The sequence below is a fragment of the uncultured Methylibium sp. genome, assembly GCF_902826655.1.
Taxonomy (GTDB): domain Bacteria; phylum Pseudomonadota; class Gammaproteobacteria; order Burkholderiales; family Burkholderiaceae_C; genus Methylibium.
This window is the reverse complement of the sequence record NZ_CADEFR010000038.1, coordinates 22,522-36,439: the sequence shown is the minus strand read 5'-3', so window position 1 is coordinate 36,439 and position 13,918 is coordinate 22,522. Positions and strand designations below refer to the sequence as shown.

Genomic DNA, 13,918 nt, shown 5'->3' with positions numbered 1-13,918 from the left:
GGCCGCGCAGGATCATGTCCTCGTGCAGGCTGGGCACGTAGGGCAGGTAGAGCAGTGACATGCGCGCTTCTTCGGGCAGGCGGTTGCCTTTGTGGCCGTTGCACGAGCGGCAGGCGGTGATGCAGTTCATCCACGCATCGTCGCCGCCACGCGACACCGGCACGATGTGCTCGCGCGTCAGGTCTTCGAAAATGAAGCGGCCGCCGCAGTACGCGCAGATGTTGCGGTCGCGCACGAAGAGCTTGCTGTTGGTGATGGTCGGCGTGACCCGCCAGGCGCGGCTGGGCACCGAGCCGCGCACGGCGATGATGGCGTGGACCTCGATGCGCGACTGCTTGCCCGTCGTGCGCTGGATGCCGCCGCGCAGCACGTGGCAGGCGTCGCCGAGCGTCCAGGCGACACCGTCGCTGGCGTAGATGACCGCTGCTTCCCTGGGCGTGATCCAGGCTTGCGGGCGGCCGGAGACATCGAGTTGAAGGACATCCACGGCCGGAGATTAAACGATTGCGCGATGGCGCTTCAATGACGCGAACCCTCGCCACGCCGCGTGCGGTCCATCAAACGCGCCAATCCGTGCAATGCGTCGATGTTCGGCGTTGCCACGCCGACGCGTGCGCCGATCTCGCGCACGGCGCCGACGAGTGCGTCGAGTTCGAGCGCGCGGCCCGTTTCGGCATCGACCAGCATCGATGTCTTGAACGCGCCGAGTTGTCGCGTCACGGCCATGCGTGCTTCGGGCGTTTGCTCGATGGGGCAGCCGATGCGCGCGCCGATGGCAGCGGCTTCGGCCATGCCGCGCGCCATGAAGGCGCTGACCAGCTCGTCGTCGAGGATGGCGTCGCACGCCGCGCCGGTCAGCGCCGAGACCGGGTTCGTCGTCATGTTGCCCCAGAGCTTGAACCAGATGTCGCGGCGGATGTCGCTGCTGCGCTCGGCGGCGAAGCCGGCGCCGTGCAGCAGTGCGGCGACGCGTTCGACGCGCTCGCCGGCGCCGCCGCCGGGTTCACCGACGATCAGCCGCTCGCCGAAGCCGTGCCTAACTTCGCCCGGCGCGGTGCCGACGCACGTCAGGTGGACCACCGCGCCGAGCGTCTGCGCCAGCGGCAGCGTGGCTGCGATGTGGCCGTGAGGATCGACGCTGGCCAGCGGCTCGGCGTCGCCCGGCTGCAGGAACCACCACGGAACGCCGTTCATCATCGGCAGCACGACGGTGTGCGCGTCGATCAGCGGTGAGAGCTGGCTTGCGTCGGCGGCCAAGGCTGGGCCTTTGAACGTGACGATCAACAAGTCCGGCCGCGTCAAATCCGCAGCCGTGGCTGCCACCTCGATGTGCGCGACACGGCGTTCGCCCTGGTGGCTGACGAGCACCAAGCCGCGCTCGCGCACTGCTGTCAGCGTCGCGCCCCGCGCCAACGCCGAGACTTCATGCCCGGCCAGCGCCAAGCGCGCCGCCACCAGCCCGCCGACCGCGCCGAGCCCCGCCACACAGACCTTCATCGCGTGTCCTCCGCTATCGGGCGCGATCGTAGAGCGGCCCGGATGCGGGTTTACCCGAGTGGCCGATAGGTGCGAAGCCCTAGAAAACCCCAAGAAATCGACAGGCCCGGTGCCTTGGAATCTGCAAAATAGAACGAACGTTCGATTCATTCACGCAGATTGCTCTGGCCATGGCCTTGGACACCGACACCCGCGCCACGAAGCCGGCCCAGAAGGGCCAGCAAACCCGCGCCACGATCCTCGACGCCGCGCTCGGCCTGGCCTCGCATGTCGGCCTCGAAGGCTTGTCGATCGGCGCGCTGGCCGAGGTGACGCAGATGAGCAAGTCGGGCGTCTTCGCTCACTTCGGCTCGCGCGAGGAGCTGCAGATCTCGGTCGTGCGTGAGTACAACGCCAAGTTCGAGGAAGAGGTGTTCTACCCCGCGTTGGCCGAGCCGCGCGGCCTGCCTCGCTTGCGCGCGCTGTTCGAACGCTGGGTCAAGCGCGTCTCGATCGAACTCGACGCGGGCTGCATCTACATCAGCGGCGCGGTCGAGTTCGACGACCGGCCGGGTCCCGTGCGCGACGCGCTGGCGTCGATGGTGCGCGCCTGGCACAGCGCGCTGGAGCGCGCGATTCGCATCGCTATCGAGGAAGGGCACCTCGCGCCCAACACCGACGCGATGCAGATGCTGTTCGAGCTGCACGGCCTGATCCTGGCGCTGCACCACGACGCACGCTTCCTGCGCCTGCCCGGCGCGATGGAGCGCGTGCAGCGCGCGTTCGAGCATGTGATTGCGCATTACGTCGCCTCGCCACCCCCCCGCTGATCCGCTTTACCCAGGGAGAAATCAAGATGGCCCAGTACACCCCACCGCTGCGCGACATGCAGTTCGTGCTGCACGAGTTGCTCGACATGGTGCCGACGTTGAAGACGATCCCGGCGTACGCCGACCTCGACGTCGACACGGTCAACGCCGTGCTCGAAGAAGGCGGCAAGTTTGCGAGTGAAGTGCTGCAGCCGCTCAACATCAGCGGCGATCAGGAAGGCTGCCATCACGACAAGAGCACGCACGCCGTGACCACGCCGAAGGGCTTCAAGGAAGCGTATGCAAAGTACGTCGAAGGCGGCTGGCCGGCACTGTCCTGCGACCCGGCCTATGGCGGCCAGGGCCTGCCGCATCTGGTGAACCAGTGCTTTTACGAAATGCTCAACAGCGCCAACCAGGCCTGGGCGATGTACCCCGGCCTGTCGCACGGCGCGTACGAGTGCCTGCACGTGCACGGCACGCCGGAGCAGAAGCAGCTGTATTTGCCGAAGCTGTCCTCCGGCCAGTGGACCGGCACGATGTGCCTGACCGAAGCGCATTGCGGCACCGACCTGGGAATGCTGCGCAGCAAGGCCGAGCCTCAGCCTGACGGGAGCTACCAGATCACCGGCGGCAAGATATTCATCTCGTCGGGCGAGCACGACCTGGCCGAGAACATCCTGCATCTGGTGCTGGCGCGGTTGCCCGACGCGCCGCAGGGCAGCAAAGGCATCTCGCTGTTCATCGTGCCCAAGTTCCTGGCCAACGCCGACGGCACGCTCGGTGCGCGCAACGCCATCACCTGCGGCGCGATCGAACACAAGATGGGCATCCACGGCAACAGCACCTGCCAGATGAACATGGACGGCGCGCTCGGCTGGCTCGTCGGCGAGCCGAACAAGGGCCTGCCGGCGATGTTCGTGATGATGAACGGCGCACGCATCGGTGTGGCCAACCAGGGCCTCGGCTTGACCGAAGCGGCGTACCAGAACGCGGTGGCGTACGCCAAAGACCGCTTGCAGATGCGCAGCCTGTCGGGCCCGAAGGCGCCGGACAAACCGGCCGACCCGATCATCGTGCATCCGGACGTGCGCAAGATGCTGCTCACCGCGCGCGCCTATGCCGAAGGCGCCCGCGCGTTGGCGCTGCACACCGTGCTGCTGCTCGACCAGGAACTGGCCACTGACGACGAAGACTTGCGCAAGCAATGCGCCGACGAAGTGGCGCTGCTGACGCCGGTGTTGAAAGCCTTCTTCACCGACAACGCCTGGATTGCCACCTCGCATTGCATGCAGGTCTTCGGTGGCCACGGCTACATCGCCGAGTGGGGCATGGAGCAGTTCGTGCGCGATTCGCGCATCAACATGATTTACGAAGGCACGAACACGATCCAATCGCTCGACCTGCTCGGCCGCAAGGTGCTGGCCGACAACGGCAAGAAATTGAAGGCCTTCGGCCAGCGCATCATCGACTTCGTCGAAGAAGAAGGCGTCAACGAGAACATGCAGGAGTTCGTCAACCCGCTGGCCGACATCGGCGACAAGGTGACGAAGCTGACCACCGAACTCGGTATGAAAGCCTTCCAGAACCCGGACGAGGTCGGCGCTGCTGCCGTGGACTACCTGCGCGTCGTCGGACACCTGTGCTTCGCCTATTTCTTCGCCCGCTCGGCAAAGATTGCGTTGGCGAAGAAAGACTCGGGCGATCCGTTCTACACCGCCAAACTCGCCACCGCGCGCTTCTACTTCGCCAAGCTGTTGCCGGAAACGGCCTCGCTGATCCGCAGCGCGCGCGCCGGCGTGGCGCCGCTGATGGCGATGGAAGAAGCTCTGTTCTGATCTGCAGGAGATAGAAGCAATGAACAACCGATTCAACGTTCGCAAAGTCGCTGTCCTCGGTGCCGGCGTAATGGGCGCGCAGATCGCGGCGCATCTGGTCAACGTCAAGGTGCCGGTGGTGCTGTTCGACCTGCCGGCGAAAGAGGGTGCGAAGAATTCCATCGTCACCAAAGCCATCGATGGCTTGAAGAAGCTGAAGCCGGCACCGCTCGGCCTGACCGAAGACGCGGCGCTGATCCAGGCCGCCAACTACGAAGAGCACCTGGCGCTGCTGGGCGAGTGCGACTTGGTCATCGAAGCGATAGCAGAGCGCATGGACTGGAAGCTCGACCTCTACAAGAAGATTGCGCCGCACCTGCCGGCGCATGCGATCGTCGCGTCGAACACCTCGGGGCTGTCGATCACGACGTTGGCCGAGGCGTTGCCGGCCGAGATCAAGCCGCGCTTTTGCGGCATCCACTTCTTCAACCCGCCGCGCTACATGGCGCTGGTCGAGCTGATCGACACGCCAACCACCGACGATCTGGTGCTCGATCAGCTGGAGAGCTTCGTCACCACCTTCGTCGGCAAGAACGTGGTGCGCGCCAAGGACACGCCGAACTTCATCGCCAACCGCGTCGGCATCGCCGGCATGCTGGCGACGATGAAGGAGGCCGAGACCTTCGGCCTGAGCTACGACGTGGTCGACGACCTGACCGGCAAGAAGCTCGGCCGCGCCAGCAGCGGGACCTTCCGCACCGCCGACGTGGTGGGCCTGGACACGATGGCGCATGTCATCAGGACGCTGCAGGATAACCTGGCCGACGACCCCTTCTTCCCGGCCTATGCGACGCCGCCGGTGCTCGAGGGCCTGATCAAGGCCGGCGCGCTGGGCCAGAAGGCCGGGGCCGGCTTTTACAAGAAGGTCGGCAGGGACATCCTGCGCCTCGACCCCGCCAAACAGGACTATGTGCCCGGCGGCGGCAAGGCCGACGAGATCGTCGCGCGCATCCTCAAGAAGGCGCCGGCCGAGCGCCTGAAGCTGCTGCGCGAGTCGAGCAATGCGCAGGCACAGTTCCTGTGGGCCATCCTGCGCGACGGCTTCCACTACGCCGCGGTGCACCTCGAAGACATCGCCGAGAGCGCGCGCGACGTGGACTTCGCGATGCGCTGGGGCTTCGGCGTCAGCCAGGGCCCGTTCGAGCTGTGGCAGGCCGCCGGCTGGCAGCAGGTGGCCGGCTGGGTGAAGGACGACATCGAGGCCGGCAAGGCGCTCTCCAAGGCGCCGCTGCCGGCATGGGTCTTCGACGGGCGGACCGGCGTGCACACGCCCGAGGGTTCGTGGTCGCCGAGCCGCAAGGCCTACGTCCCGCGCAGCGGCCTGGCCGTCTACCAGCGCCAGCACTTCCCCGAGAACGTACTGGGCAGCGGCGCCGTCGAGCCGCTGAAGGCCGGCACCGAGCTGTTCAAGAACGAAGAGGTCCGCGTCTGGACGCTCGACGGCGAGGTCGCGATCGCGTCCATCACCGCCAAGCTGCACCTGATCAGCCCGGCCGTCGTCGAGGGGCTCCTGAAGGCCGTCGACATCGCCGAGGCCGGCCACAAGGGGCTGGTGATCTGGTCGCCCGACGACGTGTTCTCGGCCGGCGCCAATCTCGAGGCGCTGATGCCGGTGTTCATGAAGATGGGCTCCAAGGGCATCAATCCGGAAGTGAAGAAGCTGCAGGACGCCTTCCTGCGCCTGCGCTATGCCAGCGTGCCGGTCGTGTCGGCGCTGCGCGGCATCGCGCTGGGCGGCGGCTGCGAGCTGGCGGTGTATTCCGCGAAGCGCGTCGCCGCGATGGAGAGCTATGTGGGCCTGGTCGAGGTCGGCGTCGGTCTGGTGCCGGCCGGCGGCGGCCTGGCCTACATCGCGCGTCGCGCGGCCGAGATGGCCGGCGCGGGCAATGCCAACGCCGACATCCTGAAGTTCGCGACCGACGGCTTCACCAACGCCGCGATGGCCAAGGTCGGCACGAGCGCGATCGAGAGCCGCAAGCTCGGCTACCTGCTCGACTCCGACGTGATCGTCGCGCACAAGGACGAGTTGCTGCACGTGGCGATCAGCCAGGCCAAGGCGATGTTCGAGTCGGGCTACCGCGCGCCGACCAGGCGCCTGTTCCCGGTCGCGGGTCGCAGCGGCATCGCGACCATCAAGGGTCAGCTCGCCAACATGCGCGACGGCGGCTTCATCAGCGCGCACGACTTCCACATCAGCGCGCTGATCGCCGACGTGGTCTGCGGCGGCGAGGTCGACGCCGGATCGCTGGTCAGCGAGGAGTACCTGATGAGCCTGGAGCGCAAGCACTTCTGCTCGCTGCTCGACCACCCCAAGACCCAGGAACGGATCATGGGGATGCTGCAGACCGGCAAGCCGGTTCGGAACTGATTGGAGCGATGACCATGAGCAAGCAAGTGCAAGACGCCTACATCGTCGCCGCCACCCGCACGCCGATCGGCAAGTCAGGCCGCGGCTACTTCCGCAACACCCGCCCCGACGACCTGCTGGTCGCCGCCGTGCAGAGCGCGCTGCGCCAGGTACCGAGCCTCGACCCGAAGGCGATCGAGGACGCGATCATCGGCTGCAGCTTCCCCGAAGGCGAGCAGGGCATGAACATGGCGCGCGCCGCCATGGTGCTGGCCGGGCTGCCGCACTCGGTCGGCGGGGTCACGGTCAACCGCTTCTGCGCCTCGGGCCTGTCCGCGGTGCAGATGGCCGCCGACCGCATCCGCATCGGCGAGGCCGACGTGATGATCGCCGGCGGGGCCGAGTCGATGAGCATGGTGCCGATGGGCGGCAACAAGCCCTCGTTCAACCCGGCCGTGTTCGCGAAGGACGAGAACGTCGGCATCGCCTACGGCATGGGCCTGACGGCCGAGAAGGTCGCCGCGCAGTGGAAGATCAGCCGCGAAGCGCAGGACGAGTTCGCACTCGCGTCGCACCAGCGCGCGCTGAAGGCGATGGCGGCGGGCGAGTTCGGCGCCGAGATGACGCCGATCGAGATCGTGGACCGCTTCCCCGAACTCGCGACGGGCGAGATCGGCACCAGGACCCGCACCGTGAACCTCGACGAAGGCGCCCGCCCCGACACCTCGCTCGAAGGCCTGGCGAAGCTGCGTCCGGTGTTCGCGGCCAAGGGCAGCGTGACCGCCGGCAACAGCTCGCAGACCAGCGACGGCGCCGGCGCGCTGATCCTCGCGTCCGAGAAGGCCTGCCGGCAGTTCGACCTGAAGCCGCTGGCGCGCTTCGTCAGCTTCGCGATCCGCGGCGTGCCGCCCGAGATCATGGGCATCGGCCCGATCGAGGCGATCCCGGTTGCGCTGAAGCATGCCGGGCTCCAGCTCGACGACCTGGGCTGGATCGAGCTGAACGAAGCCTTCGCGGCGCAGGCGCTGGCCGTCATCAACACCGTCGGGCTCGACCGCGCCAAGGTCAACCCGATGGGCGGTGCGATCGCGCTCGGCCACCCGCTCGGTGCGACCGGCGCGATCCGCTCGGCCACCGTCGTGCATGCGCTGCAGCGCCACAACCTGAAGTACGGCATGGTCACGATGTGCGTGGGCATGGGGCAGGGCGCCGCTGGTGTGTTCGAGCGTGTGTAGGGCACAGCGATGCCGGGCCTGAGCCGCCGCCACGTCCTCGCCGGTGCCACCATCGCGGCGGGCGGCGGACTGGCCGGCTGCGCGCCGGGTCGCGTCGAGCGCTTCGGCAGCTGGGCCGAGGCGCGCAACGCGGTCGTCGCACTGGCCCAACCCGGCTCGCGCTGGCGCAGCACCGGGGCCTGGTCGCTCGGCCAGACACTGCAGCATCTGGCGCAGAGCATCGAGGGCTCGCTGGCCGGCTATCCGCAGCTGAAGCCGGCCTGGTTCACGCGCACGCTGGGCAGCGCGGCCCATGCGCTGTTCGACGCGCGCGGCGCGATGACGCATCCGCTGGACGAGCCGATCCCCGGTGCACCGACGCTCGACGCGGCGCTGCCGATCGAAGCCGCCGCACTGCGCTTGTTGAAGGCGATGGACGCCTTCGAGGCGCATGCCGGCCCGCTGGCGCCGCACTTCGCCTACGGGCCGCTCGACAAGGCGTCCTACGCGCGCGCCCACCAGATGCACCTGGCGGCCCACTGGCAGCAGTTCGAGGAGACGCAACATGCCTGAGCTGACGCTGAAAGCCAGCGACGGCACACCGATCGCCGCGACGGCCCACGATCCCGCCGGCACGCCGCGCGCGGCGGTGGTGATCGGCGGTGCGATGGGCGTCGCCCAGGACTACTACGCCCCGATGGCGCGCTGGCTGGCGACGCAAGGCATCGCCGTGCTGAGCTTCGACTATCGCGGCATGGGCCGCTCGCGCCGCGGGCCGCTGCAGGAAGAGCGCGCCGACGTGCTGACCTGGGCGCGCCAGGACTGCGCCGCCGCACTGGCCGCCGCCGAGGCGCGCTGGCCCGGCGTGCCGATGCACTGGCTCGGCCACAGCCTGGGCGCGCAGATCGTCGGCCTGGTCCCGGGCCACGAGCGACTGGCAAGCGTGCTGTCGGTCGCCGCTGGCAGCGGCTACTGGCGCCACAACGCGACCGGGCTGCGCCTCAAGGTGTGGTGGCTGTGGTGGGTTGTCGCACCGCTGGCGCTCGGCTTGTTCGGCTATTTCCCGGGCCGCAAGCTGCGCAAGGTCGGCGACCTGCCGGCCGGCGTGATGGCGCAATGGCGGCGCTGGTGCCTGCATCCGGACTACGTCGGCGGCGAGAGCGACGCCGTGCGCGCCGAACTCGCGCGCGTGCAGCTCCCGCTGACGGTGCTGTCGATGAACGACGACGAGCTGATGACCTGGGAAGGCACGCGCTCGCTGTTCGGCCTGTACCGCAGTGCACGCATCGAGTACCGCCGCGTCGCACCCGCCGACCACGGCCTGCAGCGCATCGGCCACTTCGGCTTCTTCCGCGACAAGATGCGCGACAGCCTGTGGCCGATCGTGCCGCGCTGGATCGAGCAGCACGCCGCCCCCTGACCCCATCCCCGACCCGGAGACCGCCCATGAGCATCAAGACCGCCACGCTGAACGGCGTCGCCACCATCGAGATCGCGCGCCCCGAGAAGAAGAACGCGCTGACGATGGCGATGTACCAGCAGATGGCCGAGGCCATCCTCGACGCCCAGCTCGACGCGAGCGTGCGCGCGTTGCTGATCACCGGCCAGCCCGGCATCTTCACCAGCGGCAACGACCTCGAGGACTTCATGCAGCGCCCGCCGCAGGGCGCCGACTCGCCGGTCTTCAAGTTCATGGCCGCGCTGACCGAGTGCGACAAGCCGGTGGTCGCCGCGGTCACCGGGGCCGGCATCGGCATCGGCACGACGATGCTGCTGCACTGCGACCTGGTCTACGTGTCCGACGAGGCGCGGCTGGCGATGCCCTTCACCAGCCTCGGACTGGTGGCCGAGTTCGCGTCCAGCCTGCTGTTCCCGGCCCTGGTCGGGCGCGCCAAGGCGGCCGAGAAGCTGCTGCTCGGCGACCCGATGAGCGGCGCCGAGGCCGTCGAGCTGGGCCTCGCCAACGCCGTGCTGCCGGCGGCCGAGGTGCTGCCGCACGCGCGCCGCGTGGCCGAGCGCTTCGTCGCGCTGCCGCCGAACGCCGTGCGCGAGACCAAGAAGCTGATGCAGCGTGCCGGCCGCGCCACGGTGATGGAGCAGATCGGCGCCGAAGGCCAGGTCTTCGCGGCGCAGCTGCGCAGCCCCGAGGCGCGCGAGGCCTTCCAGGCCTTCTTCGAGAAGCGCAAGCCGGATTTCTCGAAGTTCTGAGACTCACTCGGCGGCCCGCATGACGCTGCTCGCCAAGCTGGCGCTCGGGCCCCTGCTGCTGTGGCAGGCCCGCGGCGCGCGGCGGCATGCGGTGACGCTGCCGGAGGCGGACGGGCCGCGCGAGGGCGAGCTCGGCTCCGGCCCGCGGTTGCGCCTGCTGATCGTCGGCGACTCGTCGGCCGCCGGCGTCGGCGCCGCGACCCAGGACGAGGCGCTGGCCGGGCACCTGAGCCGCACGCTCGCCAGCGCGGCGGCGCGACGCGTGCGCTGGCAGCTGGTCGCCCGCTCGGGCGTCAGCACCGCCGACGCGATGACGCTGCTCGACGACGCAGCGCTCGCGCCGGCCGACATCGCGGTGGCGGTGCTGGGCGTCAACGACGTGGTCGAGCAGGTGCCGGCGCACCGCGCGCTGCTGGCGCGAGCCGCGCTCGTCGAGCGCCTGCGCCAGCGCGCCGGCGTGCGTCACGTCGTGTTCGCGCCGCTGCCACCGATGCACGAGTTCCCCTTGCTGCCCAACCCGCTGCGCGCGGTGATCGGCCGCGACGCGCGCCGGCTCGACGCCACGCAGGCCGCCTGGGCCGCGCGACAGCCCGGCGTGAGCCACTGCACGATCGATCTCCACCTCGGCCGCGAGCACATGGCGGCCGACGGTTTCCATCCCGGGCCGGCCGTCTACCGCGTGTGTGGCGAGGCACTGGCCCATCACATCGTGCGGCAGGTGCTGCCCGCGATCGAGCTCACCAGGAGACCCGCATGAGCAGCCTCAAGGGCAAGACCCTCTTCATCACCGGCGCGAGCCGCGGCATCGGCCTGGCGATCGCGAAGCGCGCCGCCGCCGACGGCGCCAACGTGGCGATCATCGCCAAGACCACCGACCCGAACCCCAAGCTGCCCGGCACGATCCACAGCGCGGCCGAGGAGGTCGTCGCCGCCGGCGGTCAGGCCTTGCCGATCGCCGGCGACATCCGCGACGAGGCCAGCGTGCTGGCCGCGGTGGCGCAGACCGTCGAGCGCTTCGGCAGCCTCGACATCCTGGTCAACAACGCCAGCGCGATCAGCCTGACGCCGACGCACGCGACGCCGATGAAGCGCTTCGACCTGATGTTCGGCGTCAACGTGCGCGGCACCTACCTGTGCACCCAGGCCTGCCTGCCGCATCTCATCAAGTCCGGCGAGCAGGGCCGCAACCCGCAGGTGCTGAACATGAGTCCGCCGCTGTCGATGAAGCCGCACTGGTTTCAGCGCCACGTGGCCTACACGATGGCCAAGTACGGCATGAGCGAATGCACGCTGGGCCACGCGGCCGAGTTCAGGCCCTACGGCATCGGCGTCAACAGCCTGTGGCCGCGCACCGCGATCGCGACCGCGGCGCTGCAGATGATCCCGGGCGTGGACGTCGCGAAGTGCCGCACGCCGGAGATCCTGGCCGACGCCGCTTACCTGATCCTCACCGGCGACGCCAGGACGACCACCGGCAACTTCTTCATCGACGACACCCTGCTCGCGCAGCACGGCATCACCGACCTGGAGAAGTACAGCGTCACGCCGGGGACGAAGGATTTCATCCCGGACTTCTTCGTCGACTGAACTCAGGCGTCCGGCGTATCCAGCAGGTCGCGCAGCTTGGACCAGCCGTCGCGCAGCCAGTAGAGCCGGCAGCGGGACAGCGACACCTGCTGTGCCCAGCTCGGTGGCTCGGCGCCCCCGAGGGCGCTGGCCTGCAGGTCGTCCCAGGGCTCGCTGTGCACGTGGCGCTTGAGCGCGAAGTCGACGAGCGCGGCGCTCGGTTGCTCGGTCACGAGGCGATGGCAGGCGTCGTAGGCAGCGGCCCGACCGGAATCCGGCTCCCAGAGCAGCACGTAGGGCTTGTTCACCCGGGCGAAGTGGAGAAAGGGATCGGCCTGCATGGGGTTCATCACGACGGGCGACGACTCGCCCGCACGATGAAGACTGTGCGCCGCGCCACCGCGCTGCGCACGCTGGCGCTGACCCTGACGACCCGCTGGATTGCTGCGCTGCAACGTAGCAGTTTGTTCATGACTGAGACAGCAGAGACGGCGATACTGGCGTCGTTTACTTTTCACGCCACTAAATGCTTCGCTACCTTCTCTTCTCGCTGACGCTCGCTCTGCCTGCCGCGGCACAGGCGCAGGACAGCACGCGCGCCGACTGGCTGCGCAATCCGGCGATGGGCAACTACAAGGCCTACGCCGAGTTCAAGATGGCGAACTACGCCGCCGCCCGCGAGGTCTGGGAGACGCTGGCCGAAATCGGCAACGGCGATGCGCTGTTCAACCTCGGCGTGCTGGCCGAGGACGGCCTGGGCGAGCCGCAGGACATGAAGAAGGCCGAGACGCTCTACGCCGGTGCGGCACAGGCCGGCAACTTCAAGGCGCAGTATCGGCTCGGCATGCTCTACAGCAGCGGCGGCTTGCTGCCGAAGGACCCGGCCAGGGCACGCGTCTTCCTCAATCTCGCGGCCCAGGGCGGCGACAAGGATGCCGCCGAGCGACTCGCCACGCTGGGCCAGCCGACCGCGGCGCTGTCGGCCTACCAGCAAGCCGAGCTGATGGGCAGCAGTGGCCGCCATGCAGAGGCCGCAGCGCTGTACGAGCGCCTGGCCCAGCAAGGCGACCGCGCCGCGCAGACGCGGCTGGCGTGGATGTACGAGGCCGGCCGCGGCGTGCCGCGCAGCCTGGACGAAGCCGCGCGCCGCTTCGAGGTCGCCGCCGAGGCCGGCGAGGCCGAAGCCCAGTACGCGCTGGCCGTCATGCTGCGCACCGGGCGCGGCCGCGCGGTCGATCTGCCGCAGAGCGCTGCCTGGCTGAAGCGCGCCGCCGCGCAGAACTATCCGGCCGCCGTCTCGGCACTGGCCTCGGGCGGCGGCGCGACGCGCTAGGCCGCGCCGTCGTCAGGGCGCTGCGGCCTAGGCCCCGACACCGCAGCTCGGGCAGTAGTGGAAGAAGGCGTTCTTGCGCGTCGCGCAGGCGCCGCAGCGGTCGTAGAGCTTCAGGCCGCAATGCACGCAGAAGTTCGACGACGGCGGCTCGCCACCCTTGGCGTTGCCGCCGACGATGGCGCGCTCGCAGCCGGGGCAGACGCCGGCGCCCATCTGCTTGAGCGCCTGCTCGTAGCCGAGCGACTTGCGCCGCTCGGCCTCGGTCTGGGCGGCCACCTCCTGGCGTTTGGCAAGGTAGCGCCGCATCGCCTGGATGACGTAGTGCCCGGCCACCGCGGTCAGCACGATGCCGACCGCGTAGCGCACGTAGCCGCCGTAGCTGGGCAGGTAGGGCACCAGCTCGAAGAAGAAGGTGAAGGCCGCGAAGATCACGAAGCCGCGCATCAGCGGCCAGTAGTCGCTCTTGCGCTTCCTGGCCAGCAGCCAGCCGGCGATCGCCAGCAGCGGCAGGGTCAGCAGCAGGCGCGACCCGAAGACGCGCAGTTCCTGGCGGAACAGCGCGCGCTCGTAGCCGGGACGGGCCGCCTCGAGCGCCTCGGACTCGATCCGCTGCTGAAGCGCGAGCCCCTGGTCGGTGTCGAGCAGGTTGCGGTCCAGGGTCTCCACCGCGGCCTGGGCACGGCGCTCCTCGGCCTTGAGCTCGTCGAGCTCGCGGGTGCGGCGCAGCACTTCCGGGTCCTGCGCCGGATCGGTGGTGGCCGTGCGCGTCGACAGCCAGTTCTGGTAGGCACCGCGCGCCGAGCCGTAGGCGTTGCTCGCCGCCGTCAGCGTCAGCTGGGCCTGGGCGCGCTGCTCGCCGAGCTCGCCGCGCCGCCGCTCGAGCGAGCGGCTCAGCTCGCGGGCGCGATCCAGCACCGCGCGATCGGCAAACTGCTCGGGCGCGATGCGGTCCTCGACACGCGGCAGATCGGCGACGATCTTGCCGCCCAGGCCGATCAGGAAGCCGGCGAACGCGAAGCTCACCAGCCACATCACGAAGGCGAACAGCTTTTCGGGGACGCGCAGGCTCTTGAACATTCGGCGGTTCC

At 69.2% G+C, this 13,918-nt stretch carries 15 protein-coding genes; 11 read left to right on the top strand and 4 right to left on the bottom strand.

Going from position 1 to position 13,918, the window contains the following annotated elements; genetic code table 11:
- A partial coding sequence (locus QZV97_RS14625) for an HNH endonuclease (protein WP_295643539.1) occupies positions 1–487 on the bottom strand: 487 nt, incomplete at its 3' end.
- Between the two features lie 32 nt (positions 488–519).
- Positions 520–1,497, bottom strand: a complete 978-nt coding sequence (locus QZV97_RS14620) for a 2-dehydropantoate 2-reductase (protein WP_295643540.1) — start codon at positions 1,495–1,497, stop codon at positions 520–522.
- Positions 1,498–1,667: 170 nt separating this feature from the next.
- Here QZV97_RS14620 and QZV97_RS14615 point away from each other — a divergent pair, with 170 nt between their 5' ends.
- Genes QZV97_RS14615 through QZV97_RS14575 form a run of 9 tightly spaced genes read left to right on the top strand, consistent with a single transcriptional unit; the run spans position 1,668 to position 11,518 of the window.
- On the top strand, positions 1,668–2,306 hold the full coding sequence (locus QZV97_RS14615) for a TetR/AcrR family transcriptional regulator (RefSeq protein ID WP_295643537.1): 639 nt from the start codon (positions 1,668–1,670) through the stop codon (positions 2,304–2,306).
- A 26-nt stretch (positions 2,307–2,332) separates the two neighbouring features.
- Positions 2,333–4,123 (top strand): acyl-CoA dehydrogenase C-terminal domain-containing protein, encoded by a 1,791-nt coding sequence (locus tag QZV97_RS14610; RefSeq protein ID WP_295643535.1) that lies wholly within the window; start codon positions 2,333–2,335, stop codon positions 4,121–4,123.
- 19 nt (positions 4,124–4,142) lie between these two features.
- Entirely contained in the window at positions 4,143–6,530 is a 2,388-nt protein-coding gene (locus tag QZV97_RS14605; RefSeq protein WP_295643532.1) for a 3-hydroxyacyl-CoA dehydrogenase/enoyl-CoA hydratase family protein, read from the top strand.
- Between the two features lie 14 nt (positions 6,531–6,544).
- Positions 6,545–7,744, top strand: a complete 1,200-nt coding sequence (locus QZV97_RS14600; RefSeq protein WP_295643529.1) for an acetyl-CoA C-acyltransferase — start codon at positions 6,545–6,547, stop codon at positions 7,742–7,744.
- Positions 7,745–7,753: 9 nt separating this feature from the next.
- Positions 7,754–8,296 carry a DUF1569 domain-containing protein gene (locus QZV97_RS14595; RefSeq protein WP_295643526.1) on the top strand — a complete coding sequence of 181 codons (543 nt, stop codon included), beginning with the start codon at positions 7,754–7,756 and terminating at the stop codon, positions 8,294–8,296.
- Entirely contained in the window at positions 8,289–9,143 is an 855-nt protein-coding gene (locus QZV97_RS14590; RefSeq protein ID WP_295643523.1) for an alpha/beta fold hydrolase, read from the top strand. The genes QZV97_RS14595 and QZV97_RS14590 overlap by 8 nt, the downstream gene beginning before the upstream one ends.
- Before the next feature lie 26 nt (positions 9,144–9,169).
- Positions 9,170–9,931, top strand: coding sequence for an enoyl-CoA hydratase (locus QZV97_RS14585; protein WP_295643520.1), 762 nt, complete (start codon positions 9,170–9,172; stop codon positions 9,929–9,931).
- A gap of 19 nt (positions 9,932–9,950) precedes the next feature.
- Entirely contained in the window at positions 9,951–10,688 is a 738-nt protein-coding gene (locus tag QZV97_RS14580) for an SGNH/GDSL hydrolase family protein (RefSeq protein WP_295643517.1), read from the top strand.
- Positions 10,685–11,518, top strand: coding sequence for an NAD(P)-dependent oxidoreductase (locus QZV97_RS14575; protein ID WP_295643514.1), 834 nt, complete (start codon positions 10,685–10,687; stop codon positions 11,516–11,518). The genes QZV97_RS14580 and QZV97_RS14575 overlap by 4 nt, the downstream gene beginning before the upstream one ends.
- A gap of 2 nt (positions 11,519–11,520) precedes the next feature.
- Here the strand turns inward: QZV97_RS14575 and QZV97_RS14570 are convergent, their stop codons facing one another.
- The gene (locus QZV97_RS14570) at positions 11,521–11,847 is read right to left on the bottom strand and encodes a hypothetical protein (protein WP_295643511.1); all 327 of its coding nucleotides are present in this window, start codon (positions 11,845–11,847) and stop codon (positions 11,521–11,523) included.
- A 27-nt stretch (positions 11,848–11,874) separates the two neighbouring features.
- Here QZV97_RS14570 and QZV97_RS14565 point away from each other — a divergent pair, with 27 nt between their 5' ends.
- Complete coding sequence (locus QZV97_RS14565; protein WP_295643508.1) at positions 11,875–12,051, top strand: hypothetical protein; 177 nt, start codon at positions 11,875–11,877, stop codon at positions 12,049–12,051.
- On the top strand, positions 12,024–12,830 hold the full coding sequence (locus QZV97_RS14560; protein WP_295643505.1) for a tetratricopeptide repeat protein: 807 nt from the start codon (positions 12,024–12,026) through the stop codon (positions 12,828–12,830). The genes QZV97_RS14565 and QZV97_RS14560 overlap by 28 nt, the downstream gene beginning before the upstream one ends.
- Positions 12,831–12,857: 27 nt before the next feature.
- Here QZV97_RS14560 and QZV97_RS14555 read toward each other — a convergent pair whose 3' ends face one another.
- Complete coding sequence (locus QZV97_RS14555) at positions 12,858–13,907, bottom strand: zinc ribbon domain-containing protein (RefSeq protein ID WP_295643502.1); 1,050 nt, start codon at positions 13,905–13,907, stop codon at positions 12,858–12,860.
- Between the last annotated feature and the right edge of the window lie 11 nt (positions 13,908–13,918).

Bases quoted from the DNA above. Each gene is read 5' to 3' on its own strand.
- QZV97_RS14620 (WP_295643540.1), bottom strand. From the start codon at position 1,497: ATGAAGGTCTGTGTGGCGGGGCTCGGCGCGGTCGGCGGGCTGGTGGCG.
- QZV97_RS14560 (WP_295643505.1), top strand. From the start codon at position 12,024: ATGCTTCGCTACCTTCTCTTCTCGCTGACGCTCGCTCTGCCTGCCGCG.
- QZV97_RS14580 (WP_295643517.1), top strand. From the start codon at position 9,951: ATGACGCTGCTCGCCAAGCTGGCGCTCGGGCCCCTGCTGCTGTGGCAG.
- QZV97_RS14610 (WP_295643535.1), top strand. From the start codon at position 2,333: ATGGCCCAGTACACCCCACCGCTGCGCGACATGCAGTTCGTGCTGCAC.
- QZV97_RS14565 (WP_295643508.1), top strand. From the start codon at position 11,875: ATGAAGACTGTGCGCCGCGCCACCGCGCTGCGCACGCTGGCGCTGACC.
- QZV97_RS14615 (WP_295643537.1), top strand. From the start codon at position 1,668: ATGGCCTTGGACACCGACACCCGCGCCACGAAGCCGGCCCAGAAGGGC.
- QZV97_RS14590 (WP_295643523.1), top strand. From the start codon at position 8,289: ATGCCTGAGCTGACGCTGAAAGCCAGCGACGGCACACCGATCGCCGCG.
- QZV97_RS14570 (WP_295643511.1), bottom strand. From the start codon at position 11,847: ATGAACCCCATGCAGGCCGATCCCTTTCTCCACTTCGCCCGGGTGAAC.
- QZV97_RS14600 (WP_295643529.1), top strand. From the start codon at position 6,545: ATGAGCAAGCAAGTGCAAGACGCCTACATCGTCGCCGCCACCCGCACG.
- QZV97_RS14595 (WP_295643526.1), top strand. From the start codon at position 7,754: ATGCCGGGCCTGAGCCGCCGCCACGTCCTCGCCGGTGCCACCATCGCG.
- QZV97_RS14555 (WP_295643502.1), bottom strand. From the start codon at position 13,907: ATGTTCAAGAGCCTGCGCGTCCCCGAAAAGCTGTTCGCCTTCGTGATG.
- QZV97_RS14575 (WP_295643514.1), top strand. From the start codon at position 10,685: ATGAGCAGCCTCAAGGGCAAGACCCTCTTCATCACCGGCGCGAGCCGC.
- QZV97_RS14605 (WP_295643532.1), top strand. From the start codon at position 4,143: ATGAACAACCGATTCAACGTTCGCAAAGTCGCTGTCCTCGGTGCCGGC.
- QZV97_RS14585 (WP_295643520.1), top strand. From the start codon at position 9,170: ATGAGCATCAAGACCGCCACGCTGAACGGCGTCGCCACCATCGAGATC.